This is a genomic window from Streptomyces sp. NPDC048521, from assembly GCF_043199855.1.
In the GTDB taxonomy this organism is placed as follows: Bacteria; Actinomycetota; Actinomycetes; order Streptomycetales; family Streptomycetaceae; genus Streptomyces.
The window spans coordinates 240,179-259,246 of sequence record NZ_JBICWR010000015.1 but is presented as its reverse complement, the minus strand read 5'-3'; the positions used below and the strand labels follow the sequence as shown (position 1 = coordinate 259,246).

Genomic DNA, 19,068 nt, shown 5'->3' with positions numbered 1-19,068 from the left:
GGCCTGGGTGTGGCCGATGTTCGACTTGACCGACCCCAGCCACAGCGGCCGGTCGCGGTCGGCGCCGTACGTCGCCAGCAGGGCCTGCGCCTCGATCGGGTCGCCGAGTGTGGTGCCGGTGCCGTGCGCCTCCACCACGTCGATGTCCGAAGCGGACAGGCCGGCGGCGCTGAGCGCAGCGCGGATGACCCGTTCCTGCGAAGGGCCGTTGGGCGCGGTGAGCCCGTTGGACGCGCCGTCGGAGTTGACCGCGGAGCCGCGCAGCACGGCCAGCACCTCGTGGCCGTTGGCCCTCGCGTCGGACAGCCGCTCCAGTACGAGCATCCCGATGCCCTCGGACCAGCCGGTGCCGTCGGCGTCGGCGGAGAAGGACTTGCAGCGGCCGTCGGCGGCCAGGCCGCGCTGCCGGTCGAACTCCCGGAACGGGGTGGGGCTGGACATGACCGTCACACCGCCGGCCAGCGCCAGGGTGGACTCTCCGGAGCGCAGCGACTGGGCGGCCAGGTGCAGTGCCACCAGCGAGGACGAGCAGGCGGTGTCCACGGTGACCGCCGGGCCGGTGAACCCGAAGGTGTAGGCGACCCGGCCGGTGGCGATGCTGCCCAGGTTGCCGTTGCCCAGGTAGCCCTCCAGTTCCTCGGGCACGTGCGCCAGCCTGGTCGCGTAGTCGTGGTACATCAGCCCGGCGAACACCCCGGTGCGGCTGCCGCGAACGGCCAGCGGGTCGATCCCCGCGCGCTCGAACGCCTCCCAGGACAGCTCCAGCAGCAGCCGCTGCTGCGGGTCCATGGCCAGCGCCTCACGCGGGGAGATCCCGAAGAAGCCGGGGTCGAAGTCGGCGACGTCGGCGAGGAAGCCGCCCAGCCCGACCGGCAGTGTGCCGAGGTCCCAGCCGCGGTCGGTGGGGAAGGCGGAGATGGCGTCCCGGCCCGCGGCGACCAGGTCCCACAGCTGCTCGGGCGTGCTGACCCCGCCGGGGTAGCGGCAGGCCATGCCGACGATGGCGATCGGCTCGTCCTCCGTGACCTCCGTGGCGGGGGCGGTGGGTGCCGGTCCGGTCGTGAGGTCGCCGGCCTCGGCGAGCACGAATCCGGCCAGCGCGGCCGGGGTGGGGTGGTCGAAGACGAGGGTGGTGGGCAGCCGCAGGCCGGTGGCGGTGCCGAGCCGGTTGCGCAGTTCCAGCGCGGTCAGCGAGTCGAAGCCGAGGTCGGCGAAGGGCTGTTCGGTGCCGACCTGTTCGGCTCCGGCCAGGTCCAGCACCCCGGCGGCCTGGGTGCGCACCAGGTCCAGGGCGGCGCGGCGGCGCTCCGGCGCGGGCAGCGCGCGCAGCCGGTCGGCCCAGCCGGACCGCTGTCGCTCACGTCGGCGGCCGCGGACCAGGCCGCCGAACACCGGGGGCAGCGGGTCCAGCCGGTGCAGGGCGGTGGTGTCCAGCCGCAACGGCAGTACGACGGCCTCCTCCAGCCCGACGGCGGTGTCGAGGAGTTCCAGGGCTTCCTCGGTGGGCAGCGCGGCGACGCCGCTGCGGGCGATACGGGCCAGGTCGGCCTCGGCCAGCCCGCCGGTGATGCCGCTGCGCTCCTCCCACAGGCCCCAGCCCAGCGCGTGCGCGGGCAGCCCGGCGGCGCGGCGCTGCCGGGCCAGCGCCTCCAGGTGGGCGTTGGCGGCGGAGTAGGCGGCCTGTCCGGCGTTGCCGAGGGTCGCCGAGGCGGAGGAGAACAGCACGAAGCGGGTGAGGTGCCGGTCGCGGGTCAGTTCGTCCAGCCACCGTGCGCCGAGCACCTTCGGCGCCAGCACGGCCCGCAACCGCTCCTCGGTGAGGTCGGTGACCACACCGTCGTCCACGATCCCGGCGGCGTGCACCACCGCCGTCACCGGATGCTCGGCCAGCAGCGCGGCCACCTGGTCCCGCTCGGCCACGTCACACGCCACGACCGCCACGGCGGCACCGCGCCCGCGCAGTTCGGCGGCCAGCTCCGCCATACCGGGCGCAGCGCCACCGCGCCGGGAGGCCAGCACCAGAGCGCGCACCCCGTGCCGCTCCACCAGATGCCGCGCGACCAGACCCCCGAGGGTGCCGCTCGCGCCGGTGATCAGCACGGTGTCCTCAGCCGACCAGGGGGTGCCTCCGGCCGCCTCGGTCACCCGCGCCAGCCGCGGCACGAACACCCGGCCGGCCCGCAGGGCCAGCTGCGGTTCGGCGGTGGCCAGCGCCGCGGTCAGCTCCGCGTCCGTCGCGCCGGCGTCGGAAGTGTCCAGCAGTACGAACCGGTCGGGCCGTTCGACCTGCGCCGAGCGCACCAGACCCCATACGGCCGCGCCGGCCGGTTCGGGTACCTCCTCGGCGGTGGTGGCGACCGCCCCGCGGGTGATCAGGACCAGCCGGGCGTCCGGCGGGGGTTCCTCGGCCAGCCAGCCGCGCACCCGCTCCAGGACGGCGGCGGTGCGCTCGGCCACCGGTATGTCCTCGAGCCGGAACAGCACGTCGGCGCCGGTGTCGCGGTGCCGGCCGGGGCGGGGGGGCGTCCAGTCGAGCCGGTACACGGAGTCCAGCCGCGCGGGCGCGCGCAGTTCGCCGGTGAGGGCGCGCAGCACCACACGCTCGACGGTGCCGACCGGGGCACCGCTGTCGTCGGCGAGGTCCACCCGGACCGTGTCGTCGCCGGTGGGGACGAGCCGCACCCGCAGCGCCGCCGCGCCCTCGGTGTACCAGCGGACGCCGCGGAAGGCGAAGGGCAGCCGCAGGCCGTCGTCGCCGCGCAGGGCGAGGGCGTGCAGTGCGGTGTCCAGCAGCGCCGGGTGCAGGCCGAACTCCTCGGCCCGGCCGCGCTGGGGGTCGGGCAGGGTGACGTCGGCGAAGATCTCGTCGCCGCGCCGCCAGGCCGCACGCAGCCCCTGGAACGCCGGGCCGTAGTCGAGACCGGTCTCGGCGAGCCGGGGGTAGAACTCGTCCAGGGCGACGGGTTCGGCGCCGGTGGGCGGCCACTGCACCAGGTCCGCACCGGTGGTGTCCTGGGCGTCGTCGGTGTCGTCGGTGTCCTCGGCCAGCACACCGGTGGCGTGCCGGGTCCAGGGCAGTGCGGCGTCCTCCGGCCGGGAGTGCACCTCGATGCCGCGGCAGCCGACGTCGTCGGGTTCCGAGATGCCGACCCGCAGGAGGAGGCCGCCCTCGGCGGGCAGCACCAGCGGTGTCTCCAGGGTCAGCTCGTCCAGCCGGGTGTCGCCGAGCAGTCCGGCGGCGTGCCGGGCGAGTTCGACGAACGCGGTGCCGGGCAGCAGCGCGGTGCCGGTGACCCGGTGGTCGGCCAGCCAGGGGTGGCTGCGCAGGCTCAGCCGTCCGATCAGGACGGTGTCGACCGCGCCGGGCAGGGCGACCAGAGCGCCGAGCAGGGGGTGTCCGGCGGGCAGCGCGCCGAACGCGGCCGGGTCCGCCGGTTCGGCGGGTTCCAGCCAGTAGCGGCGGTGCTGGAAGGCGTAGGTGGGCAGGTCGACCGGGTCGGCGGCGGGCAGGTAGCGGGTCCAGTCGATGCTGCCGCCGTGCACGTGGAAGCGGGCCAGTCCGGTGGGCAGCGACACCGACTCCGGCTGGTCGCGGCGTAGCAGCGAGACGAACGCCGCCGTGCTCTCCTCTGGCAGGCAGCCCGGCCCGGCGGCGGTCAGCGCGGTGTCCGGGCCTACCTCCAGGAAGGTGCTGACGCCCTGTTCGTGCAGGTGGGCGACGGCGTCGGCGAAGCGCACGGTGTCCCGGACGTTACGCACCCAGTAGTCCACGCTGGTCGGTGCCGCGTCGATGTCCACGGTGGACACGAAGGGAATGGTCGGGGCGCTGAAGGTGACACCCGCGATCGCCTCCCGGAACCGCTCCAAGACCGGCTCCATCAGCGGCGAGTGGAACGCGTGACTCACCCGCAACCAGGTGTGCCGCCACCCCCGCTCCTTCACCCGCTCCGCGACCGTCTCCACCGCCGCCCGCACACCGGACACCACCACCGACCGCGACCCGTTGACCGCCGCGATCCCCACCTCACCGGCCAGGACCCCGAGAACCTCCTCCTCGCCGGCGTTCACCGCGAGCATCGCCCCACCCGGCGGCAACTCCTGCATCAAAGCGGCCCGCGCACACACCAACGCCACCGCGTCGTCCAGCGACAACACCCCGGCCACATACGCGGCCGCCACCTCACCGACCGAATGCCCGACCACGAAATCAGGCACCACACCGAACGACTCCAGCAACCGGAACAGCGAGACCTCGAAGACGAACAGACCGCACTGGGCGAACAACGTCCGATCCAGCTCCGGGCCACCGTCCAGGACCACCTCACGCACCGGACGACCCAGCACCGACTCCACCCGCGCACACAGGTCCTCGAACGACTCCGCGAACACCGGATACCGCTCAAGCAGCCCCCGCCCCATCCCCGACCACTGCGAACCCTGCCCGGGGAACAGGAAACCGGTCAGCCCACCCCGGTCGGCCGGCCCGCTGATCGCACCAGGAACACCCTCCGCCAGCGCGGCCAGACCCGCCAGCAACTCCTCCCGGTCCGCCGCCACCACCGCACCCCGGTACTCCAGAGCGGCACGGGTGGTGGCGGTGGCGTATGCCAGTCGGGGCACGGTCAGTTCGGGTCTGGCCGCGACGAACTCGCGGAGCCGGGCGGCCTGGGCGGCCAGACCCGTCGCGCCGCGGCCGGAGAGCACCACCGGCATGGGCAACGAGAGCGTCGGCTCCGGCCCGGCGGCCGTTTCCGGCCCGTCGTCGGCCGGTACGTCCGGTTCGGGGGCCTCCTCCAGGATGACGTGTGCGTTGGTGCCGCTGATGCCGAAGGACGACACCGCGGCGCGGCGGGGCCGCTCACCACGTGGCCAGGGCACCGCCTCGGTGGCCGGCGTCAGGGTGCCGGACGCCCAGTCGATGTGCGGGGACGGGGTGTCCGCGTGCAGTGTCCTGGGCACGGTCTCATGACGCAGCGCCAGCACGGACTTGATCACGCCGGCCACTCCGGCCGCGGCGAGGGTGTGTCCGATGTTGGACTTCACCGTGCCCAGCCACAGCGGCCGGTCGCGGTCGGCGCCATAGGTCGCCTGCAGCGCCTGTGCCTCGATGGGGTCGCCCAGCGAGGTGCCGGTGCCGTGTGCCTCGATCAGGTCGACGTCCGTGCCCGAGAGCCCGGCGCCGGCCAGCGCGGCGCGGATGACCCGCTGCTGGGAGGGCCCGTTGGGGGCGGTCAGCCCGTTGGACGCGCCGTCCTGGTTGACCGCGGAGCCGCGGATGACGGCGAGCACCGGGTGGCCGTTGCGCTGCGCGTCGGACAGCCGTTCCAGCACGAGCACGCCGACGCCCTCGGCCATGCCCATGCCGTCGGCGTCGGCGGAGAACGCCTTGCAGCGGCCGTCGGCGGCCAGCACCCGCTGGCGGCTGAACTCGATCAGTGGACCGGGGCTCGCCAGCACGGTGACGCCGCCCGAGAGGGCCAGTGAGGACTCGCCGTTGCGCAGCGACTGCACGGCCAGGTGCAGGGTGACCAGAGAGGTCGAGCAGGCGGTGTCGACGGTCATCGCCGGGCCCTCGACGCCGAGGGTGTAGGAGATGCGGCCGGACAGCACGCTGGACACGACGCCGGTGACGAGGTGCCCTTCGACGGTTGCCGGGGCGTGCGCCAGGCTGGTGCCGTACTCCTGGTAGTTCTGGCCGACGAACACGCCGGTGCGGCTGCCGCGCAGCCCGATGGGGTCGATCCCGGCCCGTTCCAGCGCTTCCCAGGACGTCTCCAGCAGCAGCCGCTGCTGCGGGTCCATGGCCAGCGCCTCGCGCGGGGAGATCCCGAAGAAGCCCGCGTCGAACGCGCCCGGGTCGTCAAGGAAGCCGCCGCGCCGCACGTAGGAGTGCCCGGAGCGCTCCGGGTCCGGGTCGTAGAGGCCCTCGACGTCCCAGCCACGGTCGGTGGGCAGGTCACCGGTGACGTCCCGGCCCTCGGCCAGCACCTGCCACAGGTCCTCCGGGGAGCGCACCCCGCCCGGGTAGCGGCAGGCCATGCCGACGATGGCGATGGGCTCGGTGCGGGACTGCTCGACCTCCTGCAGGCGGCGGTTGGCCTTGCGCAGGTCGACCATGACCCGCTTCAGGTAGCCCCGGAGCTTCTCTTCCTCGGACACGTCCACTCCCCTCCTCAGCTCGCCCCGAGTTCGCGGTCGATGAGGTCGTAGATCTCCTCGTTCGACGTCGGGTCGAAGTCGTCGTCCCCGCCGCCGATCAGCGACAACATCGCCCGCAGGCGCCGTTCGATGTCGGCCCGCTCGCCGTCGACGTCCGCCCCGGCGAGCCGTTCGGAGAGGCGGTCCAGTTCGGTCAGGATGGGTGGGTCGGCGGGCGCCAGCCGGGTGCGCAGGTACTCGGCCACCGCGGCCGGGGTGGGCTGGTCGAACACCAGCGTGGCGGGCAGCGTCAGCCCGGTGGCCCCGCCGAGCCGGTTGCGCAGCTCGATCGCGGTCAGGGAGTCGTAGCCCAGGTCGCGGAACGCCTGGTCGGCGGCGACCGCGGTCGCGCCGGAGTGGCCCAGCACCACGGCGGCCTGCTCGCGTACCAGCCGCAGCAGGGAGCTGCGGCGTTCGGTGTCCGACAGCCCGGCCAACCGCTGCGACCAGGAGGAGCCGGACGGCTGTCCTTCCGGTTCGGACGTGTCGCGCAGTGCGCGCCGCGCCTCGGGGATCTCGGCGAACAGCGGCCTGCTGCGGGCCGAGGTGAACAGCGGCATGAACCTCGCCCAGTCCACATCGGCCACCGACAGTCCGCTCTCGCCGCGCTCGAGGACGGTACGCAGCGCGTCCAGCGCCGGCCCGGGGGCGATCAGCGGCAGGCCTTGCCGGCGCAGCTGGTCGGCGTCCACCCCGTCGGGGAAGCGGGCGCCGTCCCACACGCCCCAGGCCACGGAGGTCACCGGCAGGCCGGCCGCGCGGGCCTGCTCGGCCAGCGCGTCCAGTTCGGCGTTGGCCGCGGCGTAGGCGCCGTGGTCTCCGCTGCCCCACACCCCGGCGATGGAGGAGTAGAGGACCAGCGCGTCCAGCTCGGCCGGGTCGAGGAGTTCGACGAGGTGCCGGGCGCCCTGGACCTTGGCGGTGAGTACGTCGGCGTACTCGGCCAGGTCGGTGTCGGGCAGTGCGGCCAGCCGCATCAGCGCGGCGGCGTGCACCACCGTACGCACCGTCTCGCCCTGCTCGCGCAGCCCGGTCAGCAGCGCTTCCACGGCGGCGCGGTCGCCGATGTCGCAGGCCCGCGCGGTCAGCCGTACACCGAGGCCGTCGAGTTCGGCCGCCAGGTCGGCGACGCCCTCGGCGTGCGGGCCGCTGCGGCTGACCAGCACCACGTGCCGCGCGCCGAGTCCGGCCAGCCAGCGGGCGACTTCCGGGCCGAGCGCGCCGGTGCCGCCGGTCACGATCGCGGTGTCCCTGGCCTGCCAGCCGCCGGCCGCGCCACCGTCGAGCGGGGCGTGCACCAGTCGGCGCAGCAGCGTGCCGGAGCCGCGCACGGCCAGCTGGTCCTCCTCGCCCCAGCCGCCCGCCAGGACACCGCGCAGGTGCTCCAGCGCGGCCTCGTCCAGTTCGGCGGGCAGGTCGACCAGGCCGCCCCAGAACGTCGGGTGTTCCAGCATCGCCACCCGGCCCAGGCCCCACACCTGCGCCGCACTCGGCTCGCGCGGCGGATCGTCGTCGCCGGTGCGCACCGCACCCGAGGTCACCAGCCACAGCGGCACCGCCGCGGCCAGGTCGCCCAGCGCCTGTACCAGCGCCAGGGTGGCGGCCACGCCGGTGGGCACCACCGGGTGCGCGGGGTGCGGGCGGCGGTCGGCGGCCAGCAGGGACAGCACTCCGCGTGGGGTGTGCTCGGCGAGCGCGCGGCGCAGCTGACCGGTCAGGGTGGCGCGGTCGGCGCGGTCGGTGTCCACGGTGACGGCGCGCACCGGGAGGCCGCCGGTGAGCGCCTCCAGCCGGTCCTGCCAGTCCTGCTCCACGCCGGAGGCGGGCACCAGGGCCAGCCAGTCGCCGTCCGGTGCGGTGCGCTCCGGCGTGCCGGCGGCGCGCCACTCGACGCGGTAGCGCCACTGGTCGGACCGGGACCGGGCCTGCTCGGCCAGCCAGTACCAGCGGTGCTGGAAGGCGTAGGTGGGCAGGTCCACCGTCCGCGCGCCGGTGCCGTCGAAGACCTCGGCCAGCCGCACCCCGGCCCCGCGGACGTGCGCCTCGGCCAGCGACTGTAGGAACCGCGGCCAGCCGCCGTCGTCGCGGCGCAGCGTGGACAGCACGGTGGCCCGTGCCCCGGCGGCGTCGATCGTCTCCTGCACGCCCGGGGCGACCACCGGGTGCGGGCTGATCTCGAGGAAGGTGCCGATCCCGGCGTCCAGCGCGGCGCGCACCGCGTCGGCGAACCGGACGGTCCGGCGCAGGTTGGTGTACCAGTACGCGCCGGTCAGCTCGCGGGTGTCGAGCCGCTGGCCGGTGACCGTGGAGTACAGCTCGATCCGCGCCGCGCGCGGGCTGATCCCGGCGAGCAGTACGGCCAGGCTGTCCTTGACGGCGGTGACCTGGGCGGAGTGCGAGGCGTAGTCCACCGCGATGCGCCGGGCCCGTACCCCGCGCGCCGCGCAGTCGGCCTGCAGGTCCTCCAGGGCGGACGGGTCTCCGGAGACGACGGTGGAGGTGGGGCTGTTGATCGCGGCCACGGCCAGCCGGTCGTCGGCGAACAGGGCCCGCACCTCCTCGGCGGGCAGCGCCACCGACATCATGCCGCCCTTGCCGGACAGCTCGGTCAGCGCGCGGCTGCGCAGGCACACCACCGCCGCGGCGTCGGCGAGGGACAGCGCCCCGGCCACGCAGGCCGCGGCGATCTCGCCCTGCGAGTGGCCGATCACCACCTCCGGTTCCACCCCGTGGGCGCGCCACAGCGCGGCCAGCGACACGGTGACCGCGAAGGTCACCGGCTGCACCACGTCCACCCGCTCGAGCGTCGGCGCGTCCGGCGCGCCGCGCAGCACATCCAGCACCGACCAGTCCACGTGGGCCTCGATCGCGGCGGCGCACTCGGCCAGCCGGGCGGCGAACACGGGCGCGGAGTCCAGCAGTTCCAGCGCCATCCCGGCCCACTGCGCCCCCTGCCCGGGGAACACGAACGCCACCCGTCGCGCCGCGTCGGCGGCGGTGCCGCGCAGCACGCCCGGGGTGTCCCGGCCCTCGGCCAGTGCGCCGAGCCGTTCCTCCAGCTGCTCCCGGCCCTCGGCCAGTACGACCGCGCGGTGTGCCAGGGCGGCCCGGCCGGCCGCGCTGGACCAGGCGATGTCCAGCACCCGGTCGCCGGGGTGGCCGGCGAGGTGCGCGGCCAGCCGCGCGGCCTGCTCGCGCAGGGCCTCCTCGGTCTGTCCGGACACCGCGACCGGCAGCAGCCGGGGCTCGGGTTCCGGTCGCCGCGCACCGGACGCGTCCGCCGCGGCCTGCTCGAGGATGACGTGCGCGTTGGTGCCGCTGATGCCGAACGAGGACACTCCGGCGCGGCGCGGGCGGCCGGTGTCCGGCCAGGGCTGCTCCTCGGTGAGCAGCCGCACCCCGCCGGATGCCCAGTCCACGTGGGAGGAGGGCTCGTCCACGTGCAGCGTGCGGGGCAGCACCCCGTTCCGCAGCGCCTGCACCACCTTGATCACGCCGGCCATCCCGGCCGCGGCCTGCGCGTGCCCGATGTTGGACTTGATCGACCCCAGCCACAGCGGATCGCCGTCGCGGTCGCGGCCGTAGGTGGCGAGCAGCGCCTGCGCCTCGATCGGGTCGCCCAGCGGAGTCCCGGTGCCGTGGCCCTCCACCGCGTCGACGTCCTGGGGGGACAGTCCGGCGGCGGCCAGCGCGGAGCGGATCACCCGCTCCTGTGAGGGACCGTTGGGTGCCGTCAGGCCGTTGGAGGCGCCGTCCTGGTTGATCGCGGAGCCCCGCACCACGGCCAGCACGCGGTGGCCGTTGCGGCGCGCCGCGGACAGCGGCTCGAGCAGCAGCAGGCCGACGCCCTCGGACCAGCCGGTGCCGTCGGCGCCGGCGGCGAAGGACTTGCACCGCCCGTCGGCGGCCAGTCCGCGCTGCCGGGAGAACGCGGTGAACGTGGTCGGCTCGGCCATCACCGTCACCCCGCCGGCCAGCGCCAGTGAGCACTCCCCGGAGCGCAGCGCCTGCGCCGCGAGGTGCAGCGCCACCAGCGAGGAGGAACACGCCGTGTCCACGGTGACCGCGGGCCCCTGCAGGCCGAGGGTGTAGGCGATCCGGCCGGAGGCGACGCTCGCGGCGGTGCCGGTGAGCAGGTGCCCCTCGACGCCTTCGGGCAGCTCGCGCAGCGTGGTGGCGTAGTCGTGGTACATCACTCCGGTGAACACGCCGGTCTGGCTGCCGCGTACCGAGGTCGGGTCGATCCCGGCCCGCTCCAGCGCCTCCCAGGCGGTCTCCAGCAGCAGCCGCTGCTGCGGGTCCATCGCCAGCGCCTCGCGCGGGGAGATCCCGAACAGCCCGGCGTCGAACCGGCCGGCGTCGTGGAGGAAGCCGCCCTGCCGGGTGTAGGAGTGGCCGGCCCGGTCCGGGTCCGGGTCGTACAGGCCGGCCACGTCCCAGCCGCGGTCGGTGGGGAATCCGCCGATGGCGTCGCCGCCGGAGGCCACCAGGTCCCACAGGTCCTCGGGTGAGGCGATCCCGCCGGGGAACCGGCAGGCCATGCCGACGATCGCGATCGGTTCGTCCGCGGCCACCACCGGGGAGGCGGCCGCCGGGGTGGTGGCCGGGGTGGCGTCGCCGGCGAGTTCACCGCGCAGGTACGCGGCCAGTCCGGCGGGGGTGGGGTGGTCGAACACCACCGTCGCGGGCAGCCGTACCCCGGTCAGCCGGGCCAGCCGATTGCGCAGTTCCACCGCGGTCAGCGAGTCGAAGCCGATGTCCTTGAACGGGCGGTCCGGTGCCAGCCCGCCGGGGTCCAAGTGGCCGAGCACCACCGCCGCCTGGGTCAGCACCAGGTCCTCGAGCACCCGCAGCGGCTCCCCCTCGGCCAGCCGCCGGCGCAGCCCGTCGGTTCCGTCCGCCGCACCGTCCGTGGCGGCGGCGCGGCGCGCCACCGGCACCAGTCCGCGCAGCACCGGGGACAGCACGCCCTCTTCCGCCCGCTCGCGCAGCGCCGCCGGGTCCAGCCGGACGGCCAGCAGCACCGGGTCGTCCAGCGCGGTGGCCGCGTCGAACATGTCGAGCGCGGTGCCGGAGTCCAGCGGCACCATCCCGGCGCGGGCCAGCCGGGCCCGGTCGGTGTCGGCCATCCGCTCGGTCATCCCGCTGCTCTCGGCCCACAGGCCCCAGGCCACCGAGGTGGCCGGCAACCCGGCGGCGCGGCGCCGCTCGGCCAGCCCGTCCAGTGCGGCGTTGGCCGCCGCGTACGCGGCCTGCCCGGCGTTGCCCAGCGTCCCGGCCACCGAGGAGAAGAGCACGAACGCGGTCAGCTCCGGGCCGGCCAGCTCGGCCAGGTGCCGCGCGCCGTCCACCTTCGCCCGGAAGACCTCGGCCATCCGCCGCGGGGTGAGCGCGGCCAGCACACCGTCGTCGAGGATCCCGGCGGCGTGCACCACCGCCGTCACCGGATGCTCGGCCAGCAGCGCGGCCACCTGGTCCCGCTCGGCCACGTCACACGCCACGACCGCCACGGCGGCACCGCGCCCGCGCAGTTCGCCGGCCAGCTCCGCCATACCGGGCGCAGCGCCACCGCGCCGGGAGGCCAGCACCAGAGCGCGCACCCCGTGCCGCTCCACCAGATGCCGCGCGACCAGACCCCCGAGGGTGCCGCTCGCGCCGGTGATCAGCACGGTGTCCTCAGCCGACCAGGGCGTGCCTCCGGCCGCCTCGGTCACCCGCGCCAGCCGCGGCACGAACACCCGGCCGGCCCGCAGGGCCAGCTGGGCTTCCCCGGTCCCGGCCAGCCGGGGCAGCAAGGCCACGGACGCGGCGTGCCCGTCGGTGTCCGCCAGCACGAAGCGGTCCGGGTTCTCCGTCTGGGCGCTGCGCAGCAGGCCCCACACCGCCGCGGCGTCCGGGTCGACGGGCGGCTCGCCCGGGCCGGCGGCGACCGCGCCCCGCGTGAGCAGCACCAGCCGGGACGCGGCGAACCGCTCCTCCGCCAGCCAGCGCTGCGCCACCGCCAGGGCGTCGAGGACCCCGGCCACCTCGACGCCCACCGCGGCGGGCACCTGATCACCCAGCTCGTCCAGACCGCCCGGGCCCGCGAGCGAGGCCCACGTGCTGTCCTGCGCCGGGGGCACCAGCGGGACCCAGCCGGTGCGGTACAGGTGATGCTGACGGCGGGCGGCGAGTTGCTCGGCGGTCACCGGGCGGAAGGCCAGCGAGTCGATCACCGCGACGGGGTTGTCCTCGGCGTCGGTCATGGTGATCGACACGGCTCCCTCGGCCGCGGGGCGCAACCGGACCCGCGCCGCTGCGGCGCCGGCCCGGTACAGCCGTACCCCGGTGAACGCGAACGGCAGCGCGGTCGTGGCCGCGGGGTCGGCCGTGCCGTCGGCCGGGATGGCCGCGTGCAGCGCCGCGTCCAGCAGCGCCGGGTGCAGCCCGAACGACCCGGCGTCCCCTGCCGCCGGTTCGGGCAGGGCGACCTCGGCGAAGAGTTCCTCGCCGTGCCGCCACAACCGGCGCAGGCCCTGGAACACCGGCCCGTAGCCGTAGCCGAGCCGGGCCAGTGCCGGGTAGCGGTCGGCCGGCTCGACCGGGGTGGCGCCTGCCGGCAGCCAGCCGCCGGTCTCGGGCGCGGGCGCCTCGGTCACGCCGAGCCTGCCCGTGGCGTGGTGCGTCCACTCGGGGCCGTCGCCCGGCCGGGAGTACACGTCCACGGCACGGCCGCCGTCCTCGCCCGGCGCGCCGAGCACCACCTGCACCCGCACGCCGCCGCGTTCGGGCAGCGGCAGCGGCGCGTGCACGGTCAGCTCCTCCAGCACCGGGCAGCCCGCCTCGTCTCCGGCGCGCACGACCATTTCGACGAACGCGGCGCCGGGCAGCACGACGGTGCCGAACACCGCGTGGTCGGCCAGCCAGGGCTGGCGCTGCCGGGACAGCTCCCCGGTCAGCAGCACCTCACCGGTGGAGGCCACCGGCGCGGCCGCGCCGAGCAGCGGGTGGTCGGTGGCGTCCATCCCGAGCCCGGCCGGATGCGCCGCACCCGCCGGTGTGGTGAGCCAGTAGCGCTCCCGCTGGAACGCGTAGGTGGGCAGCTCCGCCCGGTGGCCGGCGGCGCCGAACGCGGCGGTCCAGTCCACGGGGACCCCGCGTACGTACGCCTCGGCCAGCGACAGCAGGAGCCGGTCGGGGCCGCCCTGGTCGCGGCGGAGCGAACCGACCACCACGGCCTTGCTGCCGGCCGACTCGACGGTGTCCTGTACGGCCGCGGTCAGGATCGCATGGGGGCTGGCCTCCACGAACACCCGGTGCCCGGCGCGGTCCAGCTCGCGGATCGTCCGTTCGAAGTGGACGGTCCGGCGCAGGTTGCGGTACCAGTACTCGGCGTCCAGGACCGCCGTGTCCAGGCGTTCGCCGGTCACCGTGGAGTAGAACGGGACCTCGGCGCTGCGCGGCTGGAGTCCGGCGAGCCGGTCCAGCAGTTCGGCGCGGATCCGTTCCACCTGGGCGGAGTGCGAGGCGTAGTCCACCGCGACCAGCCGGGCCCGTACCCCTTCGGCGGTCAGCTTGGCCTCGAGTTCGCGGAGCGGGCCGGGTTCGCCGGACAGCACCACCGCGGCGGGCCCGTTGACCGCGGCCACCGACACCCGCCCGGCCCAGGGCGCCAGCCGCGGTTCCAGCTCGGCGATCGGCAGCGCGACCGACATCATCCCTCCGGCGCCGGACAGGGCGCCCAGCGCGGCACTGCGCAGCGCGCTCACCTTCGCGGCGTCGCGCAGGGACAGCGCCCCCGCCACACAGGCGGCCGCGATCTCACCCTGCGAATGGCCGACCACCGCGTCCGGCTCGACCCCGAACGACCGCCAGAGTTCCGCCAGCGACACCATCACCGCGAAGGACACCGGCTGCACCACATCGACCCGGTCCAGCCCGGGCTGCCCGGCCTCCCCCCGCAGCACACCCAGCAACGACCAGTCCACGAACTCGCCCAACGCCGACGCGCACTCGGCCATCCGCGCCGCGAACACCGGCGACGACTCCAGCAGTCCGACCGCCATCCCCGCCCACTGCGCACCCTGACCCGGGAACACGAACACCGTGCGACCGTCCACGTCGGCCACCCCGCGCACCAGGCCGGGCGCCTCCTCGTCGGCGGCCAGGGCGCGCAGGCCCCGTAGCAGGTCCGCGCGGTCGGTGGCGGTGAGCACGGCGCGGTGCTTCAGCCCGGCCCGGGTGGTGGCGGCCGCGCGCGCGACGGCCTCCAGGGTCAGCTCGGGCCGCCTGTCCAGGTGCGCGGCCAGCCGCTGCGCCTGCGCGCGCAGCGCGGCCGCGGTCTGCCCGGACAGCACCACCGGCACCGGAGCGGACCGCAGTACGGCGCCCGGCTCCACCGCTGTTTCCGACGTCACGTCGGGCGCCTGCTCGACGATCACGTGCGCGTTGGTGCCGCTGATCCCGAACGAGGACACCCCGGCCCGGCGCGGCCGGTCGCCCTCCGGCCAGGGCCGCGCCTCGGTGAGCAGCCGCACGGCGCCTGCCGACCAGTCCACGTAGGGTGAGGGTTCGTCCACGTGCAGCGTGCGCGGCAGCAGCCCGTGGCGCATCGCCTGTACGACCTTGATCACCCCGGCGACCCCGGCAGCCGCCTGGGTGTGGCCGATGTTGGACTTCAGCGACCCCAGCCAGAGCGGCTCACCGTCGCGGTCCCGGCCGTAGGTGGCCAGCAGCGCGTGTGCCTCGATCGGGTCGCCCAGCGTGGTGCCGGTGCCGTGCGCCTCCACCAGGTCCACGTCCGAACCGGACAGGCCGGCCGCGGCCAGCGCGGACCGGATCACGCCTTCCTGGGAGGGGCCGTTGGGCGCGGTGAGCCCGTTGGACGCACCGTCCTGGTTCACCGCCGAGCCGCGCAGCACCGCCAGCACCGGGTGGCCGTTGGCCCGTGCGTCGGACAGCCGCTCCAGCACGAGCTGCCCGGCGCCCTCCGCCCAGCCGGTTCCGTCGGCCGCCCCCGCGAACGACTTGCACCGCCCGTCGGGCGCGAGCCCGCGCTGCCGGGAGAACTCCACGAAGATGCCCGGCGTGGACATCACCGTCACCCCGCCGGCCAGCGCCAGCGAGCACTCCCCGGCGCGCAGCGCCTGCGCCGCCAGGTGCACCGCGACCAGCGACGAGGAGCACGCCGTGTCCACGGTGACCGCCGGGCCGCGCAGGCCCAGGCTGTAGGCGATCCGGCCGGAGGCGACGCTGGCCGTGGTACCGGTCAGCACGTATCCGTCGAGCCCCGCGGCGCCCTCGTGCATCCGCGGGCCGTAGTCCTGTGCCATCACCCCGGCGAACACACCGGTCGCACTGTCCCGCAGGGACAGCGGGTCGATCCCGGCCCGCTCCAGCGCCTCCCAGGAGGTCTCCAGCAGCAGCCGCTGCTGCGGGTCCATGGCCAGCGCCTCGCGGGGCGAGATCCCGAAGAGTCCCGCGTCGAACTCCGCCGCCCCGTACAGGAAACCGCCGGTGCGCGCGTAGCTGCGGCCCGGCCGGTCCGGGTCCGCGTCGAACAGCCCGTCCAGGTCCCAGCCCCGGTCGGTGGGGAACCCGCCGATGGCGTCGCCGCCGGAGGCCACCAGGTCCCACAGGTCCTCCGGCGAGCCGACCCCGCCGGGGAACCGGCAGGCCATCCCGACGATCGCGATCGGCTCGGCGGCGGGCGCCGCCACCGCGGGCGCGGTGTGCACCGGTGTCCCGGCGGCGGCCAGTTCGGCGATCAGGTGCTCGCTGATCCGTTCCGGGGTCGGATGATCCAGTACGACCGTGGCGGGCAGCCGCAAGCCGGTCACCTCGGCCAGCCGCTGCCCCAGCTCCACCGTCATCAGCGAGCCGAATCCCAGGTCCCGGAAGGGGCGGCGTACGTCCAGTTCCTCGGCGGAGTCCAGCTCCAGCGCCGCGGCCACCTCGGCGCGCACCAGCGCGCGCACCGCCTGCTCCCGCTCGTCCGCGGGCAGCCCGGCCAGCCGCGAGGTGGGCCGCGCCTGCGTCTGGGCCGCCGGTACGTCCGCCAAGGCGGGAAGTGCGCCGCCGGTGGCCGTCACCCCGGCCATCCAGTGCCGCCGGCGCTGGAACGGATAGGTGGGCAGCGGGATCCGACGGGCGCCGGAGCCGGCGTAGAAGCGTGCCCAGTCCACGGGTACGCCCCGTACCTGCACCCGGGCCACGGCGGTGAGCAGCGATCGCCGGTCCGGGCGTTCCCCGCCGGTCATCGCGGGGACGAACGCCACGTCCTCCGGCGCGCTGCCGGGGCCCATCGCGCACAGGGTGCCGTCCGGCCCCAGCTCCAAGAACGTGCGCGCGCCGCCCGCACAGGCCGCGGCGATCGCGTCGGCGAACCGGACCGTGCCGCGGGTGTGCCGTGCCCAGAACTCCGGCCAGTCCAGCCCGGCAGCGTCCAGTTCGGCACCTGTCAGCGAGGACAGGACCGGCAGGGCCGGCGGCCGCCAGTCGATCCGGGCGGCGGCCGCGCGCATGCCGTCCAGGATGCCGTCCATGTGCGACGAGTGGCTGGCCATCGGCACCTGGATCCGCCGGGTGCGGCGGCCCCTGGCGGACCAGCGGTCCGCGATCGCCAGCGTGGCGTCCTCGTCGCCTGAAATGACGGTGGCGGTCGGGGAGTTGAGCGCGGCGACCGACACCAGTCCGCCGGTCGCCTCGACGTCCGGCAGCAGCTCCGCCTCGGACGCCTCCACCAGCACCATCGCCCCGCCGGGCGGGACGTCCTGCATCAGCCGGCCGCGGGTGGCCACCAGCGCGCAGGCGTCGGCCAGGGACATCGCCCCGGCGACGTGCAGGGCGGCCAGCTCGCCGAAGGAGTGGCCGAGGACCGCGTCCGGGGTGATCCCCCAGCTCTCCACCAGCCGGAACAGCCCGACCTGGACGGCGAACAGCGCGGGCTGGGTGTAGGCCGGCCCGTCCAGCAGTGCCGCGTCCGCCGAGCCCTCCTCGGCGAACATCACCTCCAGCAGTGGCCGCGGCAGGTGCGGACGCATCTCCTCGGCGATCTCGTCCACCGCCGCGGCGTACACCGGGTGGCGCCGGTAGATGTCCCGGCCCATCCCCGGCCGCTGGTTGCCCTGGCCGGCGAACAGGAACACCGTCCGTCCCTCGACGGCCGTGCCGCGTACCACGCGCGCGTTCGCCGCGTCCCCGGCCAGCGCCTCCAGCAGGGCGGGCACCTCCTCGGCCGACTCGGCGACCAGCACCGCCCGCCGCTCAAGCGCGCTGCGCGTGGTGCCCAGCGAGTAGGCGAGGTCCACCGGGGTCGCCGCCGACTCGCCCACCAGGCCGGCCAGTTCGGCGAGCGCCGCCGGGGCCCGTGCGGACAGTGGCACCAGCACCGGGCCGTCGTACCGCTCGGTGTCGCGATCCGGCGCCGCGCCGGGAGCGGGCGGTTCGGCCAGCACCACGTGGCAGTTGGCGCCGCCCATGCCGAACGAGCTGACTCCGGCCAGCAGCGGGCCCTCCACGGCAGGCCACGGCCCGGTCTCGGTGACCACCCGCAGCCCCAGCTCCGTCAGCGGGATCCGTGGATTCGGGGTGCGGAAGTTCAGGCTGGGCACCAGTTCCCGGCGCGACAGGCACAGGACCGTCTTGACCAGGCCGGCGATCCCGGCCGCGCCCTCCAGGTGCCCGATGTTCGTCTTCACCGAGCCGACCAGCAGGGGCCGTTCGCGCTCGCGCCGCGTCACGGTGCCCAGCGCCGCGGCCTCGACCGGGTCGCCCAGCGGCGTTCCGGTGCCGTGCAGTTCCACGTAGCTCAGGTCGGCCGGCGACACCCCGGCCGCCGCGCACGCCAGCCGCACCACCTCCTGCTGCGCCTCCTGGCGCGGAGCGGTCAGCGAGTCGCCGCCGCCGTCGTTGTTGGTCGCGCTGCCGCGGATCACCGCGTGCACGGTGTCCCCGTCGGCCAGTGCCGCCGACAGCGGCTTGAGCACCAGCACCGCGCCGCCCTCGCCGCGCACGAACCCGTCGGCCCGCTCGTCGAAGGTGTAGCAGCGCCCGTCCGGGGAGATCGCGCCCAGCGCCCGGGTGACGTCGTAGCCGTCCTGGGCGATGTTCAGCTGGACGCCGCCGGCCAGCGCCACCGTGCACTCCCCTGCCGCCAGCGCCCGGCAGGCCAGGTGGACCGCGACCAGCGCGGAGGACTGCGCGCTGTCCACGACCAGGCTCGGGCCGCGCAGCCCCAACGCGTAGGACACCCGGTTGGCGATCATCGCCCGGTTGCGGCCGGTGGCCGAGTGCGGGCTCAGCCGTGCGCCGCGGTGCGCGGCGTAGTCGTCGTAGGTGGCGCCGACGTACACCCCGGTGCCGTCCGCGGTGCCGCCTTCACCGTCGCCGGGGACGATCCCGGCGTCCTCGAACGCCTCCCAGGCCAGCTCCAGCACCAGCCGCTGCTGCGGGTCCAGCACCGCCGCCTCACCCGGGGAGATGCCGAAGAAACCCGCGTCGAACGAGTCGACCTGGTCCAGGAATCCCGCCCGCACCGGCTCGCCGGAGGGCAGCACGGGCACGGCCGGGCCCTCCGGGTGGCAGCGCAGCGGACCGGGTTCGCCCAGCGCGTCCCGCCCGTCGCGCAGCAGCTGCCAGAACTCGGCGGGGTTCGACGCCCCCGGCAGTCGGCACGCCAGGCCGACGACCGCGACCGGTTCCTGGTCGGCGGCGTCACGCACTCGGTTACCCACCCGGGTCTCCTCCTCCACGTCCATCATTGGCGAGGGCATGCCAGATCTGCCCGGCAGTCATGCCGGACCGACAACTTCCTTGACACTGCGGGCAGGCCGGGGCGTCCCGTCGTGCGCACCCGGCACGGTCGGCCGGCGGGCAGGGCAGGCCGACCGA

The 19,068-nt window shown here is 75.6% G+C and carries 2 protein-coding genes; both read right to left on the bottom strand.

The annotated features are described in order from the left end of the window. Window positions 1–6,159 (bottom strand): SDR family NAD(P)-dependent oxidoreductase (locus ACGFRF_RS30665; RefSeq protein WP_393745475.1); only part of this gene is annotated, 6,159 nt, incomplete at its 3' end. 14 nt (window positions 6,160–6,173) lie between these two features. Next, window positions 6,174–18,935, bottom strand: a complete 12,762-nt coding sequence (locus ACGFRF_RS30660; protein WP_393745496.1) for an SDR family NAD(P)-dependent oxidoreductase — start codon at window positions 18,933–18,935, stop codon at window positions 6,174–6,176. Window positions 18,936–19,068: the final 133 nt, after the last annotated feature.